This window comes from Guptibacillus hwajinpoensis, from assembly GCF_020171785.1.
Lineage (GTDB): Bacteria > Bacillota > Bacilli > Bacillales > Guptibacillaceae > Guptibacillus > Guptibacillus sedimenti.
The window spans coordinates 249,985-273,399 of sequence record NZ_JAIVAE010000006.1 but is presented as its reverse complement, the minus strand read 5'-3'; the positions used below and the strand labels follow the sequence as shown (position 1 = coordinate 273,399).

General features: G+C 40.5%; 27 protein-coding genes. 9 read left to right on the top strand and 18 right to left on the bottom strand.

All coding sequences use genetic code 11. The features are described from left to right. Position 1: 1 nt before the first annotated feature. From LCL91_RS10520 to LCL91_RS10490, 7 genes are all read right to left on the bottom strand, one after another. Complete coding sequence (locus LCL91_RS10520; protein ID WP_098444987.1) at positions 2 to 481, bottom strand: DsrE/DsrF/DrsH-like family protein; 480 nt, start codon at positions 479 to 481, stop codon at positions 2 to 4. Between the two features lie 50 nt (positions 482 to 531). Next, the gene (locus LCL91_RS10515; protein WP_194218830.1) at positions 532 to 792 is read right to left on the bottom strand and encodes a metal-sensitive transcriptional regulator; all 261 of its coding nucleotides are present in this window, start codon (positions 790 to 792) and stop codon (positions 532 to 534) included. Between the two features lie 140 nt (positions 793 to 932). Next, positions 933 to 1,301 carry a YidH family protein gene (locus LCL91_RS10510; protein WP_098444989.1) on the bottom strand — a complete coding sequence of 123 codons (369 nt, stop codon included), beginning with the start codon at positions 1,299 to 1,301 and terminating at the stop codon, positions 933 to 935. 104 nt (positions 1,302 to 1,405) lie between these two features. Next, positions 1,406 to 2,533, bottom strand: coding sequence for a peptide-methionine (S)-S-oxide reductase MsrA (msrA, locus tag LCL91_RS10505; RefSeq protein ID WP_224882232.1), 1,128 nt, complete (start codon positions 2,531 to 2,533; stop codon positions 1,406 to 1,408). Positions 2,534 to 2,536: 3 nt separating this feature from the next. Then, positions 2,537 to 3,580, bottom strand: coding sequence for a sensor histidine kinase (locus tag LCL91_RS10500; protein ID WP_224882230.1), 1,044 nt, complete (start codon positions 3,578 to 3,580; stop codon positions 2,537 to 2,539). Further along, positions 3,577 to 4,263: a response regulator transcription factor gene (locus LCL91_RS10495; protein WP_224882228.1), complete on the bottom strand. Its 687-nt coding sequence runs from the start codon at positions 4,261 to 4,263 to the stop codon at positions 3,577 to 3,579. The genes LCL91_RS10500 and LCL91_RS10495 overlap by 4 nt, the downstream gene beginning before the upstream one ends. 12 nt (positions 4,264 to 4,275) lie before the next feature. After that, entirely contained in the window at positions 4,276 to 4,782 is a 507-nt protein-coding gene (locus LCL91_RS10490) for a DM13 domain-containing protein (protein WP_224882227.1), read from the bottom strand. Positions 4,783 to 5,025: 243 nt separating this feature from the next. On the opposite strand from LCL91_RS10490, the gene LCL91_RS10485 reads away from it, so the two are divergent. Continuing rightward, positions 5,026 to 5,394: a winged helix-turn-helix transcriptional regulator gene (locus LCL91_RS10485; protein WP_224596255.1), complete on the top strand. Its 369-nt coding sequence runs from the start codon at positions 5,026 to 5,028 to the stop codon at positions 5,392 to 5,394. 41 nt (positions 5,395 to 5,435) lie between these two features. Here the strand turns inward: LCL91_RS10485 and LCL91_RS10480 are convergent, their stop codons facing one another. Next, complete coding sequence (locus LCL91_RS10480; RefSeq protein ID WP_224882225.1) at positions 5,436 to 6,413, bottom strand: acyltransferase family protein; 978 nt, start codon at positions 6,411 to 6,413, stop codon at positions 5,436 to 5,438. 332 nt (positions 6,414 to 6,745) lie between these two features. On the opposite strand from LCL91_RS10480, the gene LCL91_RS10475 reads away from it, so the two are divergent. Beyond that, positions 6,746 to 8,188, top strand: coding sequence for a carbon starvation CstA family protein (locus LCL91_RS10475; protein WP_224882223.1), 1,443 nt, complete (start codon positions 6,746 to 6,748; stop codon positions 8,186 to 8,188). Positions 8,189 to 8,210: 22 nt separating this feature from the next. Here LCL91_RS10475 and LCL91_RS10470 read toward each other — a convergent pair whose 3' ends face one another. From LCL91_RS10470 to LCL91_RS10460, 3 genes are all read right to left on the bottom strand, one after another. Next, the gene (locus LCL91_RS10470) at positions 8,211 to 8,807 is read right to left on the bottom strand and encodes a nitroreductase family protein (RefSeq protein WP_224882221.1); all 597 of its coding nucleotides are present in this window, start codon (positions 8,805 to 8,807) and stop codon (positions 8,211 to 8,213) included. 108 nt (positions 8,808 to 8,915) lie between these two features. Next, positions 8,916 to 9,911, bottom strand: a complete 996-nt coding sequence (locus tag LCL91_RS10465) for a Gfo/Idh/MocA family protein (RefSeq protein WP_224882219.1) — start codon at positions 9,909 to 9,911, stop codon at positions 8,916 to 8,918. Continuing rightward, positions 9,908 to 10,576, bottom strand: a complete 669-nt coding sequence (locus tag LCL91_RS10460; protein WP_224882218.1) for a GTP pyrophosphokinase — start codon at positions 10,574 to 10,576, stop codon at positions 9,908 to 9,910. Before LCL91_RS10460 ends, LCL91_RS10465 begins: the two co-directional genes overlap by 4 nt. A 124-nt stretch (positions 10,577 to 10,700) precedes the next feature. On the opposite strand from LCL91_RS10460, the gene LCL91_RS10455 reads away from it, so the two are divergent. After that, positions 10,701 to 10,904 (top strand): hypothetical protein, encoded by a 204-nt coding sequence (locus LCL91_RS10455; protein WP_224882217.1) that lies wholly within the window; start codon positions 10,701 to 10,703, stop codon positions 10,902 to 10,904. 67 nt (positions 10,905 to 10,971) lie between these two features. Here LCL91_RS10455 and LCL91_RS10450 read toward each other — a convergent pair whose 3' ends face one another. Beyond that, positions 10,972 to 12,297, bottom strand: coding sequence for a short-chain fatty acid transporter (locus tag LCL91_RS10450; RefSeq protein ID WP_224882216.1), 1,326 nt, complete (start codon positions 12,295 to 12,297; stop codon positions 10,972 to 10,974). Between the two features lie 140 nt (positions 12,298 to 12,437). Next, on the bottom strand, positions 12,438 to 13,880 hold the full coding sequence (gene hpaB, locus LCL91_RS10445; RefSeq protein WP_224882215.1) for a 4-hydroxyphenylacetate 3-monooxygenase, oxygenase component: 1,443 nt from the start codon (positions 13,878 to 13,880) through the stop codon (positions 12,438 to 12,440). A gap of 188 nt (positions 13,881 to 14,068) precedes the next feature. On the opposite strand from hpaB, the gene LCL91_RS10440 reads away from it, so the two are divergent. Further along, a complete protein-coding gene (locus LCL91_RS10440; protein WP_160917820.1) occupies positions 14,069 to 14,797 on the top strand; it encodes a SurA N-terminal domain-containing protein in 729 nt (242 codons plus the stop codon). A 28-nt stretch (positions 14,798 to 14,825) separates the two neighbouring features. Here the strand turns inward: LCL91_RS10440 and LCL91_RS10435 are convergent, their stop codons facing one another. Next, positions 14,826 to 15,239 carry an acyl-CoA thioesterase gene (locus LCL91_RS10435; protein WP_224882214.1) on the bottom strand — a complete coding sequence of 138 codons (414 nt, stop codon included), beginning with the start codon at positions 15,237 to 15,239 and terminating at the stop codon, positions 14,826 to 14,828. Between the two features lie 191 nt (positions 15,240 to 15,430). Here LCL91_RS10435 and LCL91_RS10430 point away from each other — a divergent pair, with 191 nt between their 5' ends. After that, on the top strand, positions 15,431 to 15,853 hold the full coding sequence (locus LCL91_RS10430; RefSeq protein WP_224882213.1) for a VOC family protein: 423 nt from the start codon (positions 15,431 to 15,433) through the stop codon (positions 15,851 to 15,853). Between the two features lie 145 nt (positions 15,854 to 15,998). Here LCL91_RS10430 and LCL91_RS10425 read toward each other — a convergent pair whose 3' ends face one another. From LCL91_RS10425 to LCL91_RS10415, 3 genes are all read right to left on the bottom strand, one after another. Then, on the bottom strand, positions 15,999 to 16,976 hold the full coding sequence (locus LCL91_RS10425) for a nuclease-related domain-containing protein (RefSeq protein WP_224882210.1): 978 nt from the start codon (positions 16,974 to 16,976) through the stop codon (positions 15,999 to 16,001). 137 nt (positions 16,977 to 17,113) lie between these two features. Continuing rightward, positions 17,114 to 18,808 (bottom strand): dihydroxy-acid dehydratase, encoded by a 1,695-nt coding sequence (gene ilvD, locus LCL91_RS10420; RefSeq protein ID WP_224882207.1) that lies wholly within the window; start codon positions 18,806 to 18,808, stop codon positions 17,114 to 17,116. A gap of 227 nt (positions 18,809 to 19,035) precedes the next feature. Next, on the bottom strand, positions 19,036 to 19,194 hold the full coding sequence (locus LCL91_RS10415) for a DUF1540 domain-containing protein (protein WP_159784912.1): 159 nt from the start codon (positions 19,192 to 19,194) through the stop codon (positions 19,036 to 19,038). Positions 19,195 to 19,355: 161 nt separating this feature from the next. Between LCL91_RS10415 and LCL91_RS10410 the strand changes: the two genes are divergently transcribed. Both LCL91_RS10410 and LCL91_RS10405 read left to right on the top strand, forming a co-directional pair. Then, positions 19,356 to 20,558: an MFS transporter gene (locus LCL91_RS10410; protein WP_224882205.1), complete on the top strand. Its 1,203-nt coding sequence runs from the start codon at positions 19,356 to 19,358 to the stop codon at positions 20,556 to 20,558. Positions 20,559 to 20,635: 77 nt separating this feature from the next. Beyond that, positions 20,636 to 21,178, top strand: a complete 543-nt coding sequence (locus tag LCL91_RS10405) for a DUF6944 family repetitive protein (RefSeq protein ID WP_224882203.1) — start codon at positions 20,636 to 20,638, stop codon at positions 21,176 to 21,178. Positions 21,179 to 21,218: 40 nt separating this feature from the next. Here LCL91_RS10405 and LCL91_RS10400 read toward each other — a convergent pair whose 3' ends face one another. Continuing rightward, positions 21,219 to 21,770: a DJ-1/PfpI family protein gene (locus tag LCL91_RS10400; RefSeq protein WP_224882201.1), complete on the bottom strand. Its 552-nt coding sequence runs from the start codon at positions 21,768 to 21,770 to the stop codon at positions 21,219 to 21,221. Between the two features lie 184 nt (positions 21,771 to 21,954). Between LCL91_RS10400 and LCL91_RS10395 the strand changes: the two genes are divergently transcribed. Both LCL91_RS10395 and LCL91_RS10390 read left to right on the top strand, forming a co-directional pair. Continuing rightward, positions 21,955 to 22,833, top strand: a complete 879-nt coding sequence (locus LCL91_RS10395) for a LysR family transcriptional regulator (protein WP_224882199.1) — start codon at positions 21,955 to 21,957, stop codon at positions 22,831 to 22,833. Between the two features lie 116 nt (positions 22,834 to 22,949). After that, complete coding sequence (locus LCL91_RS10390; protein WP_224882197.1) at positions 22,950 to 23,366, top strand: carboxymuconolactone decarboxylase family protein; 417 nt, start codon at positions 22,950 to 22,952, stop codon at positions 23,364 to 23,366. Positions 23,367 to 23,415 lie beyond the last annotated feature (49 nt).

Below are 23,415 nucleotides of genomic sequence, written 5' to 3'. Positions count from 1 at the left end.
CTTAAATAAAGAGATTGACGTTACCATCTTCGGCATCGCCAAGATAAGCGGCAACACCTGCATAGTCGATTTCTTCTAACAGTTCATCTTTTTGTAGGCCAAGAAGATCCATTGTCATTGTACAAGCAACGAGTTTCACTTCTTGTTCTTGTGCAAGTTCGATGAGCTGCGGAAGTTCTGTTACATTATGCTTTTTAATGACGTTCTTAATCATTTTCTTGCCCATTCCACCATAGTTCATTTTGGAAAGGCCCATTTTGTCAGCGCCACGCGGCATCATTTTCCCAAACATCTTCTCTAAGAAACCTTTGTTAACGTCAACTTGCTGATCTTTACGAAGAGCGTTCAAACCCCAGAATGTATGGAAAATCGTTACCTCATGGTCATATGCGGCGGCACCATTCGCGATAATGTAGGCAGCCATTGCTTTGTCGTAATCTCCACTAAATAGGACAATCGTTGTTTTCTTTTGTTCACTCATTCTATTTCCTCCTCTTATACACCTGGGGGTATATAATGTTTTAAATTTTTTTATCTACTTCTTACTAAAAGATTAACAGCTTCCTTCACAACATCATCAGTAGATTCTCCCTGTTCAATCTGTTGGTGAAGACACTGTTCAAGATTTGAACTTACAATTAATCCAATCGAACGATCGATACCAGAACGAGTGGCAGAAAGCTGATTTACAATGTCTTCACAGCTTTTCTCTTGTTCCATCATCTGGATAACACCGCGAATTTGTCCTTCAATTCGCTTCAATCGATTCATAACTGCTTTATCGTATTGCATTTCATTTCCTCCCCTCACCTTATACCCTTAGGGGTATAATATCAAGTAAAAAAATTTATCTGTAAATCGAATTTGTTTGTGTTTTTTAATACCTATAGGGGTATTATAACGTATCTGTATAGAATGTCAACTCCTTGGTTTTAAGAAAGCCAATTGATTTGAATAATAAAATACGTAGCAATTAAAGCAATCATTAACAATACGACTACTAGTAGAAACACGACGATCCATGAAGAGGATGGCACCTCAAATTTTAAAATGCGTTTTTTCGTGCGATAAAACTGTACAGCTCCTCCTGCGATCGTCAACAATCCAAAAAATAACGAGGAAAAACTAATAAAAACCGCTACCTGGTCATCTGCACGTTCTCCCGCAGCTCTTGTAAAATGCAAGCTTGCTGTTAGAAAACCAATACCAATGATAGCAATCGAAGTGCGAACCCACGCTAGAAAAGTTCGTTCATTTGCTAAAAGCTGCTGCACCCGTCCATCCGCTTTCTTGTTTTCCAAGTTTCTTCACCTCACATGATCTGAATTATATACCCCGCGGCGTATATACGCAACTGTTGACTACTGTTATTGTATCCTTCTAAAAATAAAAAAAGCAGAATCGCTTACGATTCTGCCTGTTCATCAAAAATGTTTACAAATTCTCCGTATCCTCTCTCTTCCATTTCCTCTTTTGGGATGAAATCAAGAGCAGCGGAGTTCAAGCAATAGCGAAGACCTGTCGGCTCAGGGCCATCTTCAAACACGTGACCAAGGTGAGAATCAGCACCTTTACTTCGGACTTCCGTTCGAACGGTAAACCAACTTTTATCTTCTTTCTCTACAATGTTCTCTGGTACTAGTGGCTTCGTAAAACTAGGCCAGCCTGTACCGGATTCATATTTATCGATCGAACTAAAAAGCGGCTCGCCTGAAACAATATCAACATAAATTCCTTGTTCTTTATTATCCCAGTATTCATTATCAAATGCTTTTTCCGTATCATCTTCCTGTGTCACACTGTATTGAATGGGCGTGAGCATTTCTTTTAATTCTTCATCAGTATACGTAACAGCCGATTTCGCTTCTGGCACGTTTATCTCACGATCATCTCCCCATGCTTTGTCGAGAAACTGATCGCGCCCGGAGTTTTCTCGATAAAATTTGTAGCGAAATTCATTTTTTTTATAATAATCTTGATGATAATCCTCTGCTACGTAAAAAGTCGTCGCTTCTTCAATCGGAGTAACAATCGCTTGATCAAAACGCCCTGAGTCCTCAATCTCCTGTTTCGACTTCACCGCAGCCGATTTTTGCTCTTCGTTATGATAAAAAATCCCCGATAAATATTGATCTCCACGATCGACAAACTGTCCTTCATTATCTGTCGGGTCAATTTGTCGCCAAAATACATCTAACAGTGTCTCATAGCTAACAACAGAAGGATCATAGTACACCTGAACGGCTTCAACATGACCGGTCCCTCCTGAAGATACTTCTTTATAAGAAGGATTTTCTGTTTCTCCACCAATATAACCAGAGACAGCTTCTCGAACGCCATCTAGCTTTTCAAATGGTGGTTCAATGCACCAAAAACATCCTCCTGCAAAAGTAGCAATCGCTTCATTATCCTGGACAGCCTGTGCCGGCTCGCTCCCATATGAACGTTTAAAGATGACATCATATAGTTTCGGCAATGTGAAAACTAAGACAGCCGCTATCCCAATTAACAAAATCCACCTTGTTGCTTTCATACGTTATTCCTCCTTTATTTCTAATGGAAGCATAAACCAAAATTCGCTACCTTCACCTTTAATACTTTCAACACCGATCTTACCTCCATGAAGCTCAATCAGCTGTCGTGAAATCGCCAGGCCAAGCCCTGACCCTCCATATTTCGTATTCCTAGATTTTTCAACACGATAGAAACGATCAAAGATTTTTTCTAATTCTGCTTCTGGAATGCCGCGCCCTTCATCTTTAATAAAAAAGACAGCGGACGTTTCTACTTTTTTCAGTGAAAGGGTAATAGTAGCGTTATCATGAGAGAAAGCAATGGCATTCTGAATCAAATTCGTTAATACGCGCTTAATCTGATCAGGCATCATCGGAATGACACCTAAATGTTCATCAATGTGCACGGACAGCTCAATTTTTCTCTCTTCAAGCTTTCGATCAAATTGCTGTAATGTTTCCACGAGAATCACATCAGGATGAACTAGCTGCGGTTCGTACGGTGACGTACCACTCTCCAGCTGTGACAAATTTAAGAGTTCCTCAATTAAATGACTTAACCGCTCTGTCTCTCTTTCAATTGTCTCAAGGTACCGCTTTTGGGTTTCCTCATCTGTTATAACCCTATCCTGTAGTGCTTCAGCAAAAGATCGAATCGAAGAAACCGGGGTTCTTAAGTCATGCGAAACATTTGCAATCAACTCTGTTTTATACCGTTCCGAACGCTTCACTTCTGAAAACATACCATTCAGTTTGTTAGACATCACATTAAAATGGTGGGCTAACTCTTGTATTTCTTTCGGCCCTTTCTCCGTCACCTTCACATCAAACTTCCCTTCTGCAATGCGACTCGTCTCTTCTGTCATCTGATTCACTGATTTTAAAATTTGAGATGTAAATAGAAAATGAGCCAGCATGGAAAGAGATCCTGCTCCCACGGTGATCAACGTAAGGGTGACTATCAATTCAGGTGAAAGAACCATTCGGGCATAACTAATAATAAGAAAAACAAGAATCAATGCTATTGAAATTCCGTTAGCAAGCATGAGCATTGTTCTAAGTTTCATGACGATGTTTCCTCAAACTTATACCCGATACCCCATACCGTTTTTATCCACTTAGGAGCTGCCGAATCTTTTTCTATTTTTTCACGAAGGCGCCTTACGTGTACATTAATCGTATTAGTGTCCCCATCAAATTCGTACCCCCATATCGCTTCAATTAATTGCGATCGTGGAAAAACTCGAGTTGGGTGACTAGCCAGTAAGTAAAGAAGATCAAATTCCTTAACAGTCAAGTCTACCGCGGCGCCATTAATCGTTACTTTCCTTTTCGTTTCATCAATTGTAAGCTCACCGAATGTTAATAAATCTTCTACATGCTGCCGTTTGGTTCTGCGCAAGATGTTTCGCACTCTAAGAACAAGTTCTCTTGGGCTAAATGGTTTGGTTAAATAATCATCCGCTCCGACCGTTAAGCCTAAAAGCCGATCTCGTTCCTGACCTAGAGCTGTTAACATAATAATAGGGACATCGTCGATCGCGCGGATCTCCTCAGCTGTTTCCATCCCATCTTTTACTGGCATCATTAAATCAAGTACAATAAGATCTGGCTTTTCTAATTGCCATCTTTTTATAGCTTCTTTTCCATCTTCTGCAGTAATCACGTGATACCCATCTCTCTCTAAGTATCTTCTACTTACATCAAGGATGGCTTCTTCATCATCTACCAGCAATATTTTCTCTGCCACCTTATTTCACCTCTATTCCTTAAGAAACAGTTCTGCAAAACCGAAATCAACTTCGAAAGCTTTGCACCAAATGACGATCCGATCGCCTTCTTCTAAAAACGTGGACTCTGGAATTCGGTAATTCTGATTTCCGATATTTCCCTTTAATTTCCCTAGAATGATCCCTTCCCTTGTGGACTGTCCTTCTTTTACGAGAATCGTATATAAGTCAGGACCATTTGTTACTTCAAAGTTCTCTAATCGAACCCATTGTTGGTTATTTGTCTGAAACGTCGTCACGTCCCCCGACGCCTGGTGCTTCTCATCGGCATTTACAAACTTTCCAGAATAATGTCTTGCTTGTGTATCTTCGGAGCGCCCATCTGACATTTCTACAGCACTGGTTGTTTCTGTTCCTTCAATCGTTGGTGGAAGCTCTTCATTTACCGTTTCATCTAAAAAAAGGGGAGAAATCAACCACCAGCCTACTATGAGCATAAGGACGAGAAGGGTACCAAGAGAAACCCATTTCTTACTCATCCACACCGTTCCTTTCTCATTTAGAATAGCCTTATCATAAGAAACAAAAATTAGCGTTTGCTGAAGAAAGTATTACGATTTCATTAACTCTTCTTTAGTGTACCTTATTTTAATTCGATCGTTTATTTTTAATCGGTTTATGAAAAACCGTCCGGGTGTGTCATCATTTTTCTGGTTAAAACACGCGATAGGTGATAGGATATATAAATAGAACTACTAAATTTTTCGTAAGGAGTATATACGATGAAAAAATATAATATCCCTGTCGAAGCTGCCCTCGAAGTGATTGGAGGAAAGTGGAAGGTCGTCATACTCTGTCACTTAATTGAAGGTACGAAACGAACCGGTGGACTTAAGAAATTGATGCCTGGTATAACGCAAAAAATGCTCACTCAACAGCTACGTGAATTAGAAGAGGATGGTGTGATTTTAAGAAAAGTGTACAATCAAATCCCACCTAAAGTTGAATACTCACTAACTGACTACGGATGGTCTTTAAAAGAAATACTTGATTCACTTTGCTCATGGGGAGAGCAGCACATCGAAAAAACTTATCCTTGTAAAGAAGATGTTCTCTTACAACCTGAAGAACGAGATACAATGAAAGCTTAATTCAAAAAACGGTCCGCACGTTTAAACGTGCGGACCGTTTTTTATCTTCGAGCAGATGTCAATTTATCTGGTGAAGGTAACCATCGATCGAATGCCAGCAGTTTCGAGAAAAACGGCATGGCGAATACGGTAGAAACGAACAGCGTAAAGATCAAGATAAATGGAATCCCCCACATGGTCGCAATAACTTCAGAAGACTGTTGTTCAAGGAACCATTTTATGACAAAACCGTGGAATAAATAAATCGCAAACGTTCTGGATCCTAACGGTGTAAAGACAATTGGTCCTTCTGGAATTACCGAAAAGAACAGAAACATAACAATTGCCGTTCCAATATAATAGGTGAGGCGAATCAACAAGTCTGTGTTTGATTCATACACATACGTCCCGTAAAGGAGATCAGCTAGTCCTTCAATTTTGTATAAATAAAACAGTAAAAACAATCCGCCAAGTACCACTGGAGCAATCCACTTCATATATGGGAAGCGGATCGGCTTCTTTTTACGCCCCATTACCATGCCAAGTACGAAGAACGGTAAGAAAACGAAGAGTCGGTCAAGTGATAGAAATCTTTCAACATCAAAGTAACCGACAACAAGACCAGCCCCGATACTTAAAGGTAGCAAAAGACTTGCCTTCATTTTAAGCAATATAGGGGATATTAGCTTATATGCAGCGATACATAATAAAAACCACATGGCCCATCTTGGGGTTAAAAACTCAATTGCAAATGATTTTTGATACAGGTTTGTGTAATAAATTGAATAAACGACCTGGAAAATGACATAAGGAAGCAAAAACGTCGTGAATACTTTCCAAAAATATTTTGTCCCAGATGCCTTTCTAGTGAAATAGCCAGCTAAAAAAATAAAAGCAGGCATGTGAAAAATAAAGATTACATGATACAAGCTGTAAAGAAAACGAGAGTCATTAATGAATGGCGTTAACAGATGACCACCGACTACTAACAATATTAAGATAGCTTTACTATTATCGAAGTATGCAATACGTTCTGACACGAAAAACAACCTCCTCAAAGGATTGAAAGACGATATTGTCCTTCTCTATATACCCTCATTTTCATATTTTCATCCTTTATATTGGTAAGTTATTCGCACCTTGACCACATAATTCTGTCAATCTCACCAAAAGAAAGAATATTCTAACACTGATTTTAGTCATAAACACAACCTTTTTACTATCTAAATCCAGGTCTATGGACTCAAATTAATATGAAAACGCTTGAATTAATAGAAAAATATATTTTTTCTGAATAATCCTATTGTTTTTTTGTGCCGCGATGAGTAGAATGAATGTTATATTTTCACACATAAAAAAGGAGGCGGGAGACATGATCACATTTGTCGGAGCCATTTGTTTATTGATTGTTGGGTATTACGTTTATTCTAAGGTGGTTGAACGAATTTTCGGCATTGACGATGATCGTGAGACGCCTGCATATACAAAGCAAGATGGCATGGATTATATGCCAATGAGCTGGTGGAAAGGAAGTTTGATTCAACTTTTAAATATCGCCGGTCTTGGTCCAATCTTTGGTGCAGTGCTTGGAGCACTATACGGTCCTGTTGCTTTCATATGGATTGTCATTGGCTCAATCTTCGCAGGAGCTGTTCACGATTATTTCTCAGGTATGATGTCACTTAGGCATAATGGGGAACAGTATCCTTCACTTGTAGGACGCTACCTTGGAAAAGGGGCAAAAGGAACGATTAATATAATCTCAATCGTTTTGATGATTCTTGTTGCTGCTGCTTTTACAGCTGGTCCTGCCCAGCTAATGGCGCAAGTAACACCGCTTAGTTTTACGATGAGCTTGATGCTCATTTTTGCTTATTTTGTACTCGCAGCGATTCTACCTGTAAATAAAATTATCGGTCGAATTTATCCTATCTTTGGAGTTATTCTGATCGTGATGGCTGTTTCAATTGCAATCGGGTTATTCTTTATGGACAATCCTATCCCAAATTTAACTTTTTCAAACTTGCATCCGGATAACTTGCCGCTATGGCCACTCTTAATGATTACCGTATCGTGCGGAGCAATCTCAGGATTCCATTCGACTCAAAGTCCAATCATTGCAAGAACAATGAAACGTGAGAGCGACGGAAAGAAAGTTTTCTACGGAGCTATGATTGCTGAAGGTGTGATTGCATTAATTTGGGCAGCTGCTGGTATGACATTCTTCGGAAGTACAGGTGGACTTCAAGGAGCACTTGCTGCTGGAGGACCATCTGGTGTAGTTAACGAAATAAGTTCTTCTTTATTAGGTACATTTGGTGGAGTGCTAGCGATTGTTGGCGTCATCATTCTTCCAATCACAACAGGTGATACATCCCTTCGCTCATCTCGTATGATGCTTGCGGATCTATTTACTAAAAAAGGGTCTTCGAAAGCGGCTGACGGCAAAGGGAAGACGCTTCTTTTAACAGCGGCTGTTGCAACACCGACATTTCTTTTAACACAGATTGATTATACGTTTTTATGGCGATACGTTGGTTTTACAAATCAACTCGTGGCTACTGTCATGCTTTGGACAGCAGCGATGTACCTTGTAAAAAAACAAAAGTTCCATTGGATTTGTAGTTTGCCTGCACTCTTCATGACAATGACGGTATCAACCTATCTTTTCCTTGCACCAGAAGGGTTTCAACTTCCATACAACATCTCAATGGTCTTTGGTGGCATCATTACTTGTATGACAACGGGATGGTTTGGTTATCAATTATGGAAAGCCCGCAAAACAAAAATGGTTACAATCGAACAAGTGGCATAAAGTAAAGCAGCCTTCCTTTTCGCTAGAAAAAGGAAGGCTGCTTTTTTGGTTGCGTATCGTAAATAGTAAGCTTGTTCTTAATAGATTTACGCTCTTTCGGATTGGGGATAAACGCTGGCTTCCCAATATGAAGCATCCCAACGATCACATCACCAGGCTCTAGTCCCATTGCATCTCGAAAGGTAGGGTCGAAAATAAAGCCGTTTGTTTTCCATACAACGCCTAATCCTTTCGCCCAAGACAGTAGCTGTATATTTTGAATGAATGCACACGTAGCCGCAAAATCTTCGTGACGCTCTTTTTCGGTCGTCGCCGCTTTTACTGTCACAAGGAGATGAATCGGTATGTTACGAATGAATTGATTAATCTTTTCCTTTTTCTTTTCCGCTTTTTCTTCATCAAATTCTATGCGGGCAATACTTTCTTCGATATGCTCAATCAGGTGTTCTTTGCCGTCACCCTTATATAACATCACTTCCCAAGGCTCTCTTAGTTTATGGTTTGGCGCCCATTTCGCATCTTCTAGAATGTCTACGATTGTATGTAATGGGATATCGTCCGGTTGAAATTTGCGAATCGTTCTTCTTGAAACAATTGTATGTTGAATCGTATCATTCATTTTTTATAAGCACCCTTTCTTAAGACAAATGGTAGACCCGTGGCTTTTAAACTCATCTTACCTCTATTCTATTGATAATGATTATCAATTTCAAATAAAAAAGAAAGCCTATGAGAGACTTTTCTTTTCTTGATGATAATTTGCAACGAGCTGATCCATTACTCTACTCGTTCTAATCGCCGTGTTTCCAGTGCTTGGTGACTGTCCTATGCCATTTAGCTCATTAACAATAGTCTGAATTAACGGCTGTTGAACATGTTCAGGATACACCACTTCAATTTCACGTTCGCCAGACACAGTTTTGAGAATGATTGGACGTTCTTGAAGTGTTGAATAAACGATTGATCCTTTATCCCCAATGATTTCATTTAAATCTTCATTTTTATAAGATTGAAAACACCACTGCCCTGTTCCGTGTACACCTGATTGAAAAACATAAGTGCCCGATACGATGTCTTCTGCTTCATAAAGACCGCCTTGATTACTCGCAAAACCATCCGCTTGTTCAATAGGACCAAAAAGATAGTCAAGAAAATCAAGCGTATGACTGGCCAAGTCGAAAAAGTGGCCCCCACCCGAAATTTCCGGTTTCACTCGCCAGGGAAGATCACCTTGTAATTCTTGTTCGGAAGCTTTCTTATGATGCACAGTCCTTACAAATCGAACATTACCGATCTCGTCATTCTCCAACAACTCTTTTACTTTCAAAAGAGCAGGCATCGCTCTACGATAAAAGGCAACGAATAAGGGCACATCGTTGGAACGGCATGCGTCGATCATCTCCTGACATTCTGCTGTGTTTAAAGCCATTGGTTTCTCAACATACACCGGCTTCCCAGCTTGGGCTGCAAGAAGCGTATATTCTTTATGGGTCGACGGTGGCGTCGCGATATAGACAGCGTCCACTTCGTCATCCTGAACCAATTGTTCCGCATTTGTATACCACTTTGGCACTTCGTGTCTCCTAGCATAATCTTCAGCTAGCTCTGCATCACGCCGCATAACCGCTACGAGCTCCGAATACTCTGCTTTTTGGAACCCCGGTCCGCTTTTCTTTTCAGTAACATTCCCGCAACCAATGATTCCCCAACGAATGGTTTTCATAAAAGCCCCCTAGTTAAAAGTTTTCTCTCCTCAATTTCATGCTCCTTAAATTCGTTTACTTCATCTTTAATTCGCATCATTTTCGCATCAAGGTAATGAACGATTTCTGCCGCTTCTTTTAATTCATTGCTTAATTTATCCGGGATCTCCCCTTCAAACTTATAGTAAATCTTGTGCTCTAAACTTGCCCAGAAATCCATGGCGATGGTACGCAATTGAATTTCCACTCTCACAAGTTCTGGTCCTTTCGATAAGAAAACGGGAATTTCCACGATCAAATGCAAGCTTTTGTATCCATTTGGTTTTGGATTTTTCACGTAATCTTTTACATCAATCAGTCGGATATCATCCTGACTTTCAATCATGTTATAAATACGATAAATATCATTAGTAAAAGAACAAGTTACGCGCACACCTGCAATATCATTAATATGTTGCTTTACATTTTCAGTCGTAACTTCTAGTCCTTTACGTTCAAGCTTTGCCATAATACTTTCTGGTGATTTTATTCGTGATTTCACATGTTCAATTGGATTATGCTGATGAACAAATTGAAATTCATCATTTAAAATTGTTAGTTTAGTGTTAATTTCATCGAGCGCAAATTTATAAATGAACAAAAAATTCTTCCATTCTTCTATTCGTTCTTGGAATTCCTTCTTCATGTTCAACCCATCCTTTCACCTGTTACCGTACCATACTTTTATGAACGGCGTATGAACGGACTTTGACGAACTCGGAACAAATGCCAACCTTGATATGTTAAGATATGATGAAAGGAGGTAAATAATGGATAAACCAAAATTTCATTTTCTAATTATCATCAATCTTTTCATAAGCGCCCTTGCCATGGCCTTGTATGCCTTCACTATGTATCAGGATCAAAAGGTAGGATATTCCTTTACCTTTGTCGTCCTTTGCTTTTTTTTCATTGTCTTGGCGATTTATGGCGTGATACGAAATCAAAAGCTTCGCGCGAACGATAACCATTAAGGCTTCATCGACAATAAAGAACAGAAGCCGCTTAAGGAAGCTTCTGTTCTACTTATACACATCGCGTTTAGGGGATAAAGACAAGGCCAAGCGAAATCGCCACACCGCTTACAATTAATACGATGAAGCAATACCCCATAATGTCCTTTGCCTTTAACCCTGCAATGGCAAGGGCTGGCAAAGCCCAAAACGGTTGAATCATATTTGTCCAAGCGTCTCCCCATGCTACAGCCATCGCTGTTTTTGGAATCGATACCTCTAATTCTTTTGCGGCATCAAGCATAATCGGCGCTTGAACCGCCCACTGCCCTCCACCCGACGGTACAAAGAAATTCACAATCCCCGCGCTTAAAAATGCAAAGAACGGAAATGAAAATTCATTTGAAATCGAAACAAAGCCCTGTGAAAGCTGAGCAGCTAGTCCAGAAGCCACCATCATTCCCATAATACCTGCGTAGAAAGGAAACTGAATGATGATCCCGCTCGCTCCCTTCACCGCATCACTTACAGCTTCTAGAAAATAGCGTGGTGTTCCATGAAAGAGGATTCCTAGAAAAAGAAAACCAAAATTGACGATATTCAGATTTAATTCAAATCCTGCATTCACAAAATAATAAACCAAGTAGGCGAGCCCGACAATTGAAATAACCAAAGAAATGATGCGACTATTCTCAAGTCTTTCGGCTGGCGTTAATTCTCCTTCAAGACTCGCCGCCTCCACGTGCCCTTTTTCAAGCAAGTTTGGATCAATATGTACACGCTCATCTTCTGAAGGTGACATGAAATAATTTACAATAGGTAAAAGAAGAAAGAGAGACGCTACAATCATTAAATTAAACAAAGAAAAAATCGTTTGATTCGTTGATACAATACCGATCAAATCAGCTGTAAAATGATCAGGCGTGGCAATTGTCAGTGGGATGGAACCAGCAAGCCCACCATGCCACACAAGAAAACCACTATAAGCACTCGCAATCAGCAAACGGTAATCAACTTTCTTCACCTGTCTCGCAAGTTCTTTCGCATAGAGTGCTCCAATAACAAGACCAAACCCCCAGTTGATCCAGCTTGCAAGCAGAGATACGAGTGTAACGTATACGATCGCCTGTCCCGGTGTTTTTGCTCTTTTTGCAAGAAAATGTAGCCCTTTCTTAAAAAGTGGACTACTTGCGAGTACATAGCCAGTGACAAGAACAAGCACCATTTGCATGGAAAAAGCAAGTAAACTCCAAAATCCTTCTCCAAAGTACTGAACCATCTGAACTGGTGAACTTCCGGTAAAAATCATTCCGAGCGCAAATACAACGAACGTTAGAATGATCACAAACAAAAACGGATCTGGCAAATACCGTTGCATGATCCGATTTGATAATGAGATAGAAGCTTTAAGCATACATTCAACTCCTTTATGTAATAAGGTTCTTCACCTTCTTTCGGTAACAATCCTTCTGTTTCCTCCTAAAAAAGAAAACGTTTTCATAATAAAAAATTCTTATAAATAAAAGAAAGAGCCGCATTATCGCGACTTTACTTTTACTTTTCCCTTTCCTCCAAAAAAGCTTGAACCATATCAACATAAGGTTGAGTGAAATAACGGTTGTAATGAATCGTTGAAAGACGTATTGGATCTCCAAAGAAAAAACGTTCAAATTGCGTTTGTCGGGAGCCAAATGCACTCATCCCAAAATCCCAAGCCATTCGAAATAGCTGCACACGCTCTTTTGCATTGATGTTCGCCCCTTGAAGATATTTGGCCAAATCTTCTTGAATGCCTGAATTAAAGTCCTTCTCAGTAGGAATTGAAATCAGCCCACTGGCACCAAGTAGTTGTATGATCTCCATTAATCTTGGATAAACACCGGAAAAATATTGAATGGCAGCCTTCAATGGCTGACTCTGCGGAACAAGCGTACCATATTGATTTATCCGACTATTGACTTCAGAAGTGACTAGCAGTGCTTTCATAATTTCAAGCGTCATGATGATTTCACTCATTTTTAACTTAATATGCTCGTACTCTTGAATTTGAATGGCTTCTCCCATTAACTCACATAGTCCAAGAATATATTCTACCTTTACTACCTGCCTGCACACAGCTTGAAATTGTAAGAACGTGTACATACCAGTCGCTTCTTCCATCTCTCCGACGATTTGAGCATCTTTATAAAGAAAGACACATTCCCAGGGGACTAAAACATCCTCAAATACGACGATAGAATCAATTTCCTCATATTGTGAAGCGAGAGGATGATCAAATCGGGAATCACGATAGCAAAACGATTCCCTACAGATGAATTTCAGTCCTGCGGTGTCAGAAGGAATCATAAAACCGAATAAATAAGCATCATCCAATGTGTAGCCTCCGGCAGGTAGAACGAGTAATTCATCTGTTAATCCCCCCTGGGTAGCTAACAATCTCGCACCTTTAATGACGATTCCTTCTTCTTTTTCCTCAACCACTTTGGCCGCTGTGACATTCGTATCATCAAAGTACTGAGTAGCCGATCGATTAACCTGCGGATTAATAAACGTATGTGTGATAGACAAATCTTTCTCTCTTGCCTTTTCATATAATCTCTTAATATTGTCTCCAAAAACTTTCTGATTTCGCGCAAAATGCGGTGCTGCATACCCAAGCGTCATAAGTAGGGTATTCATATAATCTGGTGATCTTCCCATCAGTCCTGCACTTAATCGTGCCCACGCCTGGGTTGCCAAGCGGCGATTCGTGAGATCTTCAATCGTCGTAGGCTGATGATAAGAAAAACCATAGTCTCCTTTACAATCAGGTGTTGAATATCGAAACAGCTTTTGATTAGCAGGCTGACATTGATAATCATAAAGGGCGGCTTTGCTTTTTAAAATGCCTTTAAAAGGCGCCAGTTCCGATAATTTGCCTGAACACCGTCCCCCTTCAATCCATACTTCATTTTGGAGCCCGTCAATCCGTTCAATATACTCTCTTCCGTTAATCATACCGTCTCCCCTTTTCATAAAACTACTTATTAAACTATGCAACAGTTGCATAAGAATGTAGTGCTTATGCCTTCTTCATGAAAGATTGTAATAAGAATGTGGTTTTTATCCCATACTTACTGATAGGGGTTTTCAAGTCGACACTTTTGTGGAACAATAGACACAGCCTTTTGAAAGGAGCATGTGAATTGCGTAAATTAACTTACCTATTTATAACAGGTTTATTAATCGTAGTATTAGCAGCCTGTGGAGGAAATGAAGAGAGCAGTAATGACAAAAAACAAGAAGATACAAAGACAGAAGAAAAAGCCGGTGAGCAAGAGCAACCGGAAGTTGATGAAGTCGATGCAGACAAAGTAGTAGCGACTGTCAACGATAAAGAAATTAAAGGGGAAGAATTTAATGCCCTTTATACGCAAAGCCAAATGCAATATGTGCAAATGGGTCAAGAAGTACCAAAAGATCAGCTAGATCAAATGAAAAAACAAGTCGCTGAAAGCATGGTTGGTCAGGAACTGATCCTTCAAGCGGCTCAAGAAGAAGGCATTAAAGCTTCTGATGATAAAGTGAAGGAAGAGCTTGAGAATGTCAAAAAAGGCTTTGAAGATGAGAAAAAATTCGAAGCTGCACTTAAAGAAAGTGACATGACGATGGAAGATCTTGAAAAAGAAATCGCGAAAAACATTCAATATACGAAGTACATCGATCAAGAAATTAAAGTTGATGAAGTTAGCGAAGAAGAAATGAAAGAATACTACGAGAAGGCAAAAGAACAGGGTAGTTCTGAAGAAATGCCAGCTTATGAAGATGTGAAACCTCAGATCAAAGAAGGTCTAGAAGGGGAACAAAAAAATAAGAAAACGCAAGAACTGATCGACAAACTTAAAAAAGATGCTGATGTTAAAATCAACATTTAAGTTCCTCGATGAAAAGCCACTAGCGAAATTACTCGCTGGTGGCTTTTTCAGTGTCGTAAAGATGGTCTTCAAGCTGACTTCGAATCTCATCTGGGATCGGCATGCTTTTTTGTACATCAAAATGATAGTTCACGTAAGTCGCGCTTCCTTTCACACAAATGCTCTCGTTTTGATGAATTTCCTCATAGACTTCAAAGCTTGTTTGACCAATTCGCTTAATCCATGTGTAAACAGTTATCGGCGTTCCATAATAAATTTGAGACATGTACTGTGCATTCATTTTCAAAAGAACGCAGTGCCAGTTATGGAAACTTAAATCTGGGTTAAACAAACGAAAGATCGGATCGCGACCAGATTCAAACCATACCGGAATGACCGTATTATTAATGTGTCCTGCTCCGTCTGTTTCTGAAACTCTTGGATCGATTACTTTCTGATACATAAAGCACCTCCTATTGTTTGACTAATTCGCTACGTCAAAGTGCTCTTCCTTTTTATATGAAGGGTATTCACACGATTAAGTAGAAATGTGGCATTTGATGACGAACGACTGTTCTTTGTTATTCCTCATCATGCCGTTATACTAGACGTAGATAGACAAGTACTGACTTACTTTAAAGGAGAGTGAAAGCTATGAAGCACCACCCAATTTCTTATTTCTCATTTGAAGGCACAGCTCGTGAAGCTTTGGAATACTACAAAGAAGTCTTCGAAGGCGAAATAACCGATGTTCAAACGTTTGGAGAAGCAAACTTCGAAACGCCACCAGAACTAGACGATCGCATCATGCATGCACGCTTTAAAAAAGATGACCTCTTTTTCATGGTTTCCGATGTTTTTTCGAATCAAAACGTAACTGTAGGCAATAACATCTCTCTCGCACTCGAACTGGATAGCGCTGAAGAAATCGAGTCGCTCTATGCTCGCCTGAAAGAAAAAGGAACGGTATATATGGAGCTGCAAGATACTTTCTGGGGAGCAACGTTTGCGAAAGTAAAGGATGCCTATGGAGTGATCTGGGATCTTAATTTCGAAAAACCTGGGTCTTCTAACTAGTGAAGGAGGTCCGCCATGGATGTGTGGCGGGCTTTTTTGTTGTTATTTGGAGGAGGAGAACACGTTAATTCCGCGATTTTCAGGATAATTCCGCGAAAATCATTTTTATTCCGCGAAAACACGTATTATTTCCGCGGAAATTCAATTAATTCCGCGAAACGCCAAAATCTAACTTATAGCGCCTACCTTTAGTAGATCCGGTTGACTCTAGATTTAATGATCTTAATAAGCGTGTAGCAGCATCCCCGGAATCCATCCTCAAAAACCGCCTCGCCTCTTGATTCGTAATTTCTCTAGACACAAGTAGCGCATATTCTTGGAGCGCTTTTAAGTGGGCATTCCTCGAATAAGCACCACAAGTTTCGCAAAACCATCTCCCGTGCAGTCTCTGCATAGCTAGACGAGCACAAATTGGACAAGCTACACCAACAATCAATTCGTCTGGAGAAATTGAAAATCGCTTCAGCACGTCTCGGTCGAGCGGCTCATGTAACTTAACAAGAATACGCCCTAACTTTCGAACTTCCTTCACCGTCAATCGCTCATCACAATACCTCTCATCCAGCAGATTCACTTTTGTTGGAAGAAACTCGCTCCGAATCACTTTTGAAGAAATGAACTGAGCCTCTTCTGTCGCTTTCAGGACCGCTCTGCGGTTAGCGACAACAATAAGCGTTTCAATCGGTACTTCTGGGATATTCATTTTTTGAAGCAAAGCGCGAAGTTGGGAGCGCTGCCGCTCCACCTGAGTGAGAGGATTAGGGAAGGCCTCTTCTTTCGTGTCGGAAATGCGAATCAACTGGTTGAAGATGGGATCAAACATGAGAGTGCCTGAGATGTTTTTCACCTCAAGAATGAGAAGATACTGCTGAGTCACAACAAGCGTATCGATTTGAAAATAATGGACTCCGTCATATATACGCAAATCATGATAGACGGAAAACCGCTTATCATCTAAAAAACTCAGAGGGAAGTTTAGAGATTTCTCACCTGAAATTCCTGCTTGGTACATGGCAAGTTGCTCCTTCACTTCTTCAATGCGCGAATGATAGGATGGAAGACGGTTTAGTAAAAGTTTTAATTTGTGGAGATGATGCGGGGGATCATGATCTTTCTTGATCAAAGGGAGACACTCTCCTCTGGATTTTATTTTCTAAGCTATACAAATTCATTCTCCACTAATTCATTATTTCCTTTGCTCAATAAAATCAAAAAAGCCAGCTCCTCCACATAGAAGGAAGCTGGCTTTCGCACTATCATTTACTCAAGATCAAGATCTGTTACTGCACCTTTTGCGGATGAAGAAACGAGTCTTGCATATTTACCGAGAATACCTGTCTTATATCGAAGCTCTGGGCGTACCCATTCAGCTCGGCGACGCTCGAGTTCTTCGTCAGTGACGTCAAAATTGATTTGTTGCTTGTCACTATCAATTGTAATGGTGTCCCCTTCTTTCAAGAGGCCGATCGGTCCACCAACAAACGCTTCTGGTGAGACATGACCGATCACAAAGCCGTGCGATCCGCCTGAGAAGCGTCCGTCTGTCATAAGGGCAACTTTCCCATTTAATCCTTTCCCAACAATCATGGAAGTAATGGAAAGCATTTCCGGCATACCAGGTCCGCCTTTAGGACCTACATTACGAATAACGACAACGTCACCTTCTTTAATATCATCCGCTTCGATTGCTGCCGTTGCTTCTGCTTCGTTATTATAAACACGAGCTGGTCCTTCAAATTGACTAATTTTCTGACCGGACATTTTTGCAACAGAACCTTCAGGAGCTAGGTTCCCTCGTAGAACAACAAGTGGGCCACTTGCTTTAATCGGATCATTTAGAGAACGGATAATTTCTTGTCCTTCTTTTAGCGCTGGGGCTTCGGCCAAGTTTTCTGCGACCGTTTTTCCTGTCACTGTGAGGCAATCTCCGTGAAGCAAGCCATGCTCATGAAGAAGCTTCATGACAGCAGGTACGCCGCCAATTTCATATAGATCTTGCATGACATATTTACCGCTCGGCTTCATGTCTGCAATGTATGGAACACGTTCACGAACGCGTTCGAAATCATCCAATGATAAGTCGACACCAGCTGAGTGGGCCATTGCCGTTAAATGCAAGAAGGCATTTGTTGAACCACCAAGAGCCATGACAACCGTGATCGCATTTTCGAATGCTTCTTTTGTCATAATGTCACGAGGATAGATGTCTTTTTCAAGAAGGGAAACCACTAGTTCTCCAGCTTGACGACATTCTGTTTCTTTATAATCATTCACTGCAGGCGTTGAGGATGAGCCTGGGATACTCATTCCTAGTGCTTCAACCGCAGATGCCATTGTGTTTGCCGTATACATTCCGCCACACGCGCCAGCACCAGGACAAGCAGAACATTCAACTTTGTGCAACTCTTCGTCGTTAATTGTTCCAGCTTGATATTGTCCAACCGCTTCAAATGACGAAACGATGTCAATATCATTTCCATTCAGTTTACCTGGCTGAATGGTACCACCGTACACGTACACGGACGGAATGTTCATACGACCAATTGCGATTAAGCAACCTGGCGTTGTTTTGTCACAGCCGCCAATTGCGACAATGCCATCAAGACGTTCTGCATTTGTGACCGTTTCAATTGAATCCGCGATGATTTCGCGACTTGGCAAAGAATAGAACATCCCCTCATGCCCCATCGCAATCCCATCAGAAACGGTAATCGTATTAAAAATCATTGGCGCGCCGCCGTTATCTTTAGCGCCCGCTTTCGCCTCACGCGCAAGAGAATCAATATGTACGTTACACGGCGTAACTTCACTCCACGTACTCGCTACACCAATCATTGGTTTTTTGAAATCTTCATCGGTAAAACCGACTGCTCGAAGCATGGAGCGGTTAGGTACTCGATTTACACCTTCACTGATTACTTTACTTCTGATTCGAAGATCTTTTTTGCCTTCCATTCCAATCACCCTTCCACATCACGTATAAAATTAGACAATTTATTTAATTCAAAATTTATATTCTTTGATGATACTAGTTTTCGTACTTTAACGCAAACAATTATCTGAATTTATTTGTAAACTTTTCGCGAATGCTATCTTCCTATAAGGAGTATTGATTCCAAAACAATGAGAAGCCGCCCTCTGATGAGGACGGCTTCATTTTTTATCGTAACGCTTGGAAGAGTTTAAAGGGTACCAGGCTCAAATGTTTTACAATCAGTTTCTTCACTATTACGTGCTTTATTTCCCTGATGACTGACAACATAGATTTCGTCTGCTCCACAATTTTTCCCATTACGGTTGTGAACGCAGTTTGCGACTTCGCACAACACATCTAATGCCATTCCCTTCACCTCCTTCTTTCTAGCATGAACAGAAAGAGGTGCTGACATACTGGTGAAAAAAAGATCTCTCTTCTTTTCAATAAATTCTTTCGAGATTCGTAATTCCCAACTGCATACTCATGGTATGATGATAAAAAATAAGAAAAATTGAGGTCGGCATGATGTGGCAAAATAAAAATGTTTGGATTTTACTAACAGGTGAGTTCGTGGCCGGGTTAGGTTTATGGCTCGGGATTATTGGCAACTTAGAATTTATGCAGGAAAAAGTTCCATCTGATTTTATGAAAGCCGTTATTCTGGCCATTGGACTCCTTGCCGGGGTTGCGATTGGTCCGTATGCCGGACGCGTGACAGATCAGATGAAGAAGAAAACCGTGATGATCGTAGCTGGACTTGCCAGAGCGATTAGTGTCATTTTCATGCTGGTCGCCATTCAAACTGGCTCTGTACTATGGATGGTTATTTTTCTGATTCTCATTCAAGCAGCTGCTGCTTTTTACTTTCCTGCTCTCCAGGCTGCCATTCCTCTCGTCGTAAAAGAAAAAGAGCTTCTGCAAATGAATGGGATTCATATGAATGTAGCCACGTTATCAAGAGTACTTGGCACCGCCATTGCAGGAATCTTTCTAGTGATCATGTCACTATCAACGATGTACCTTCTTTCTTTAGGGGCATATTTTCTTCTTGTCGTATTTACGTTTTTCCTTACTATTGAAGAAAATGACGTTTCCGATACGAAGCGTTCAAAAGCAGAAAGTAGCTTTACGCTTTTGTTTCCAATAATAAAAGAGCTCCCCATTGTGATGATGACACTGATTATGACGTTAGTTCCACTCTTATTTATCGGTGGATTTAATTTGCTTGTGATTAGCATCAGTGAGCTTCAAGACAATTCGCTCATTAAAAGCTGGATATATACAGCTGAAGGGCTGTCGTTTATGGTAGGGGCTTTCGCTGTAAAGAGAATTTCAAGTAAGCAATCGCCTTACACCATTCTATTTTTGTTTTCCTTTATTATCGGACTATCCCAGCTACTGCTCTTTTTTGCAAACAGTCCTGTTCTATCGGTTATCGCGTTTAGTATATTCGGTTACTCAGTTGGGTGTTTTTTTCCAACGGCTGCTACCATTTTTCAAACAAGAGTACCAAAAGAATTTCACGGACGATTCTTTTCATTCCGAAATATGCTAGATCGGATCATTTTTCAAATTGTTTTGCTTTTAACAGGGTTGATGTTAGACCTGATCGGTCTTCAAATGATGTCTGTCATTTTTGGCATTATGTCGATTACAATAACAAGTATCTTTTTCCTAAAATATCGTCAGAGCAATTCTACATCTCTAAACATGGATGTGCGTTCATAACCACCCTCGTATCATTAACATATTTTTCTGTTTTGTATAGAATACAGTAGGACGACTTTTGAAGAAGGCGATACATCATGGATAATGAAGTAAAAGGTGTATTTGGCTCTTGGATTCAAGCGATTGGAACGATCTTAGCCGCTATTGGTAGTACACCTATTAAAGAAATCCCCTCCTCTATACTTGATAGTTTAAATCTTATTGGAAATGTGATGCAGGGAACAGGAAACGCTCTAATCGCCGATACGATCACTCCCCCTTCGTTAGACAAGATTGGCAATCAGCTTCAGGCAATTGGGAACTCGACGGTTGTGACAGGAATTCTGATTGATTTTGATGATAAAGTGAAACAAATTTTAGATATTGACGGAAACTGGCTTCAAGCCCTTGGTGGTGGAGTATCTCTTGCAGATGCCTTAGGGGGGGAAGTTTCTGCATCAGCGTTATATAGCATTTATGGCAACTTTCTTCAGGCAGTCGGCAATTCGCTTCAAGCGATTTCAGGTATTAAAGAGCTGAACAATGAAGAAGCTACCACTATTAATGTCGTAGGAAGCTGGATTCAGGCAGTTGGCTCTGTTATTTCAGCTATTGGTCAAACGAAATATCCCTCTTCTTAAAAAACCCCCTGATCGGACAATCAGGGGGTTTCGCGTGTCATTATCTTAATAAACGGAGAAATTCTTTCATAAATCCTGGTAAGTCAGGCCATGCCTGCCCTGACACGAGATTATCAGCTGTATGGACTTTCTCATCAATGTATGTAGCCCCACATGCGGTTACATCCGGTTTACAAGCTGGATAAGCGGTATACTCGCGATCTTTCATCATATCAGGAACCACATTAAGAACCTGTGCCGCATGACAAATCGCACCTACCGGCTTATTTTCTTCAAAAAAGTGTCTGACGATGCCAGGTACGCTTTCATCCATTCGAATGTACTCTGGTGCTCGTCCGCCTGGAATAATTAAACCATCGTACTCAGCTGGTTTAATCTCTGCAAACGAAGTATGTGATTCAATTCCGTAGGCTTGTTTCTCAACAAACGTTTCCATTTCATCTGTAAAGTCGTGGCATACCGTTTGTAGTTTCTTAACGGTCGGGGACGCAATCGTCACATTAAATCCTTCCTCTAGACAGCGATAGTAAGGGTAGAAAATCTCAAGTGCTTCAACAGCATCACCGGAAATGATTAATACGTTTTTACTCAAAACGAGCACCTCCATAAGAATTTTGATTTCCTTTTTCATTACCCCTCTTTTTTACATTTCTAACAGATCTCTCAAAAAATACGTCTAGAATCTCTGTCTATGGTTGAATTCGCGGATGACTTGCGACTACAATAAACCATAATGCATTTCCCTTTCTGATGGGAATAGAGACAGGAGCTTTCATATGGACATTAAGCAATTAGCCTATTTCGTTGAAGTGGCAAAGCAAAAAAGCTTCACCAAAGCCTCACACTCCCTCTACATCTCACAGCCAACCTTAAGTAAAATGGTGAAAAGTTTAGAGGCTGAGTTAGATGTTGAACTACTCGATCGCTCGGCACGATCGAGTGAATTAACCGATGCAGGAAAAATCGTCTATTTGCAGGGCGAGAAAATATTAAATATGGTCGACGATCTTTCTTCTCACTTATATGACATGATGAATTTAAAGAAAGGGCACATCAAAGTCGGCCTCCCGCCACTCATCGGCGCCCTCTACTTTCCTAGTATCTTAAAAGGGTTCCAAGAACTCTATCCTGATATTACGATCGAACTAATGGAGCATGGAGCCAACATCGCGCAACAAAAAATCCTCTACGGTGAATTGGATTTTGCAGTTGGACTTTTGCCTGTCGATGAAACCAAGTTCGAAACACTCCCTTTTAAAAAGGAAGAATTAATGCTGTTTGTGCACAGTTCCCATCCATTCGCAGAAAAAAATTCGGTCTCAATTAGCGAGTTACGAAATGAGCGGATCATCCTATTTAGTGAAGACTTTATGTTACACGACCAGATGATTGAACAGTGTCGTCAGGCTGGATTTGAGCCTAATATCTCCTACGTTAGCTCTCAGTGGGATTTTATTAGCGATATGGTGAGTCACAATCTCGGCGTCACCTTTTTTCCAAAATCCATTCTTACAAAAATCAACCAAAGCAACGTCGTTTCCATTCCACTCGTCAATCCAGAAATCCCATGGGACCTTGGCATTATCCTAAGAAAAGAAAAATACATTTCTTATGCTTCCCGTGCTTTTATTAACTACATTAATTCCTCCATCTAGCTCCATACCGATAATGCATGGTCGTGATTCCTTATTGGTATTTCACACCAAAGCCTTCTAGCGTTATAGTGGGAGACGTGATCTTACTAAAGGAAAGACACCAGGAGGCTTTTACAATGGAAAATGATCGCATGAAGCAAGGGCTAGATAAATTGATGGAATACACACTGTCAACAAACGATGACATCTCAACGCATCTGAAAATTTCAGATGACCTAGAAGAGATCGCTCCAGACGTTGGAAAATACATTATCGAATTTGCCTATGGCGATATATATTCTCGGGAAGGCTTAACTAATCAGCAACGAGCACTCATCACGCTTTCTTCCCTCATTACACAAGGAACGGAACCACAGCTGGAGCTTCATATTAATACCGCTCTCACTTCCGGTCTAACACCAAAAGAATTGGTCGAAGCCATTATGCAGCTGATTCCTTATACAGGCTTTCCGCGCGTTCTCAATGCGCTTACGCTTGCAAAAAAGGTTTTTAATCAGCGTGAATTAGAAGTAAAAGAAGCAGCATCGAATTGATTTAATAATCAAGCCGTCCAAATGGGCGGCTTGTTTTATGCATCAAGAT

What these genes read in the sequence shown, in the direction of transcription:
- LCL91_RS10520 (WP_098444987.1), bottom strand. Translation starts at nt 481, where the DNA reads ATGAGTGAACAAAAGAAAACAACGATTGTCCTATTTAGTGGAGATTAC.
- LCL91_RS10515 (WP_194218830.1), bottom strand. Translation starts at nt 792, where the DNA reads ATGCAATACGATAAAGCAGTTATGAATCGATTGAAGCGAATTGAAGGA.
- msrA (WP_224882232.1), bottom strand. Translation starts at nt 2,533, where the DNA reads ATGAAAGCAACAAGGTGGATTTTGTTAATTGGGATAGCGGCTGTCTTA.
- LCL91_RS10500 (WP_224882230.1), bottom strand. Translation starts at nt 3,580, where the DNA reads ATGAAACTTAGAACAATGCTCATGCTTGCTAACGGAATTTCAATAGCA.
- LCL91_RS10490 (WP_224882227.1), bottom strand. Translation starts at nt 4,782, where the DNA reads ATGAGTAAGAAATGGGTTTCTCTTGGTACCCTTCTCGTCCTTATGCTC.
- LCL91_RS10485 (WP_224596255.1), top strand. Translation starts at nt 5,026, where the DNA reads ATGAAAAAATATAATATCCCTGTCGAAGCTGCCCTCGAAGTGATTGGA.
- LCL91_RS10475 (WP_224882223.1), top strand. Translation starts at nt 6,746, where the DNA reads ATGATCACATTTGTCGGAGCCATTTGTTTATTGATTGTTGGGTATTAC.
- LCL91_RS10470 (WP_224882221.1), bottom strand. Translation starts at nt 8,807, where the DNA reads ATGAATGATACGATTCAACATACAATTGTTTCAAGAAGAACGATTCGC.
- LCL91_RS10465 (WP_224882219.1), bottom strand. Translation starts at nt 9,911, where the DNA reads ATGAAAACCATTCGTTGGGGAATCATTGGTTGCGGGAATGTTACTGAA.
- LCL91_RS10460 (WP_224882218.1), bottom strand. Translation starts at nt 10,576, where the DNA reads ATGAAGAAGGAATTCCAAGAACGAATAGAAGAATGGAAGAATTTTTTG.
- LCL91_RS10455 (WP_224882217.1), top strand. Translation starts at nt 10,701, where the DNA reads ATGGATAAACCAAAATTTCATTTTCTAATTATCATCAATCTTTTCATA.
- LCL91_RS10450 (WP_224882216.1), bottom strand. Translation starts at nt 12,297, where the DNA reads ATGCTTAAAGCTTCTATCTCATTATCAAATCGGATCATGCAACGGTAT.
- hpaB (WP_224882215.1), bottom strand. Translation starts at nt 13,880, where the DNA reads ATGATTAACGGAAGAGAGTATATTGAACGGATTGACGGGCTCCAAAAT.
- LCL91_RS10435 (WP_224882214.1), bottom strand. Translation starts at nt 15,239, where the DNA reads ATGTATCAGAAAGTAATCGATCCAAGAGTTTCAGAAACAGACGGAGCA.
- LCL91_RS10430 (WP_224882213.1), top strand. Translation starts at nt 15,431, where the DNA reads ATGAAGCACCACCCAATTTCTTATTTCTCATTTGAAGGCACAGCTCGT.
- ilvD (WP_224882207.1), bottom strand. Translation starts at nt 18,808, where the DNA reads ATGGAAGGCAAAAAAGATCTTCGAATCAGAAGTAAAGTAATCAGTGAA.
- LCL91_RS10415 (WP_159784912.1), bottom strand. Translation starts at nt 19,194, where the DNA reads ATGGCATTAGATGTGTTGTGCGAAGTCGCAAACTGCGTTCACAACCGT.
- LCL91_RS10410 (WP_224882205.1), top strand. Translation starts at nt 19,356, where the DNA reads ATGTGGCAAAATAAAAATGTTTGGATTTTACTAACAGGTGAGTTCGTG.
- LCL91_RS10405 (WP_224882203.1), top strand. Translation starts at nt 20,636, where the DNA reads ATGGATAATGAAGTAAAAGGTGTATTTGGCTCTTGGATTCAAGCGATT.
- LCL91_RS10395 (WP_224882199.1), top strand. Translation starts at nt 21,955, where the DNA reads ATGGACATTAAGCAATTAGCCTATTTCGTTGAAGTGGCAAAGCAAAAA.
- LCL91_RS10390 (WP_224882197.1), top strand. Translation starts at nt 22,950, where the DNA reads ATGGAAAATGATCGCATGAAGCAAGGGCTAGATAAATTGATGGAATAC.